The organism is Paenibacillus sp. P4_A7, assembly GCF_056402455.1.
Map to the genome: position 1 here is coordinate 1 of NZ_JBFUHJ010000732.1, position 1,646 is coordinate 1,646.

1 rRNA gene is annotated in these 1,646 nt (G+C 54.0%); it reads right to left on the reverse strand.

From position 1 onward, the window contains the following. Window positions 1-2: 2 nt before the first annotated feature. Window positions 3-1,646 (reverse strand): 23S ribosomal RNA (locus AC1DWN_RS33510); the annotation flags it as partial.

The window sequence follows — 1,646 nt, forward strand, 5'->3', positions numbered from 1 at the left end:
TTTAGGATAAGCCCTCGACCGATTAGTATTCGTCAGCTCCACGCATTGCTGCGCTTCCACCCCGAACCTATCAACCTCGTCGTCTTCAAGGGGTCTTACATACTGGGAAATCTCATCTTGAGGGGGGCTTCACGCTTAGATGCTTTCAGCGCTTATCCCGTCCGTACTTGGCTACCCAGCGGTGCTCCTGGCGGAACAACTGGTACACCAGCGGTACGTCCATCCCGGTCCTCTCGTACTAAGGACAGCTCCTCTCAAATTTCCTGCGCCCGCGACAGATAGGGACCGAACTGTCTCACGACGTTCTGAACCCAGCTCGCGTACCGCTTTAATGGGCGAACAGCCCAACCCTTGGGACCTACTTCAGCCCCAGGATGCGATGAGCCGACATCGAGGTGCCAAACCTCCCCGTCGATGTGGACTCTTGGGGGAGATAAGCCTGTTATCCCCAGGGTAGCTTTTATCCGTTGAGCGATGGCCCTTCCATTCGGTACCACCGGATCACTAAGCCCGACTTTCGTCCCTGCTCGACTTGTAGGTCTCGCAGTCAAGCTCCCTTATGCCTTTGCACTCTTCGAATGATTTCCAACCATTCTGAGGGAACCTTTGGGCGCCTCCGTTACATTTTAGGAGGCGACCGCCCCAGTCAAACTGTCCACCTGACACGGTCCCCGAACCRGTTTCAYGGTTCYAGGTTAGAACTCCGATACGATCAGGGTGGTATCCCAACGTTGCCTCCACACAAGCTGGCGCTCATGCTTCTTAGGCTCCCACCTATCCTGTACAGATCGTACCAAAGTTCAATATCAAGTTACAGTAAAGCTCCATGGGGTCTTTCCGTCTTGTCGCGGGTAACCTGCATCTTCACAGGTATTAAAATTTCACCGGATCTCTCGTTGAGACAGCGCCCAAGTCGTTACGCCATTCGTGCGGGTCAGAATTTACCTGACAAGGAATTTCGCTACCTTAGGACCGTTATAGTTACGGCCGCCGTTTACTGGGGCTTCAGTTCACAGCTTCGGGTTTCCCCTAACCGCTCCCCTTAACCTTCCAGCACCGGGCAGGCGTCAGCCCGTATACTTCGCCTTACGGCTTCGCACAGACCTGTGTTTTTGCTAAACAGTCGCTTGGGCCTTTTCACTGCGGCCCCCTCGTGCTATTCACACTACCGGGGCACCCCTTCTCCCGAAGTTACGGGGTCATTTTGCCGAGTTCCTTAACGAGAGTTCTTCCGCGCGCCTTAGCATGCTCTGCTCGCCTACCTGTGTCGGTTTGCGGTACGGGCACCTTCACCTGGCTAGAGGCTTTTCTTGACAGCCGGAGTACATGACCTTCGCTACTATAATTTTCGCTCCCCATCACAGCCCAGCCTTMATGATYSRCGGATTTGCCTAYSRATCAGCCTCACTGCTTAGACGGACTATTCCATCAGTCCGCGTCACTGCCCTTCTGTGTCACCCCATTGCTCATAACGGTTTACGGTGGTACAGGAATTTCAACCTGTTGTCCATCCACTACGCCTTTCGGCCTCGCGTTAGGTCCCGACTTACCCTGAGAGGACGAGCCTTCCTCAGGAACCCTTAGGCTTTCGGCGGACAAGATTCTCACTTGTCTTTTCGTTACTCATACCGGCATTCTCACTTGAA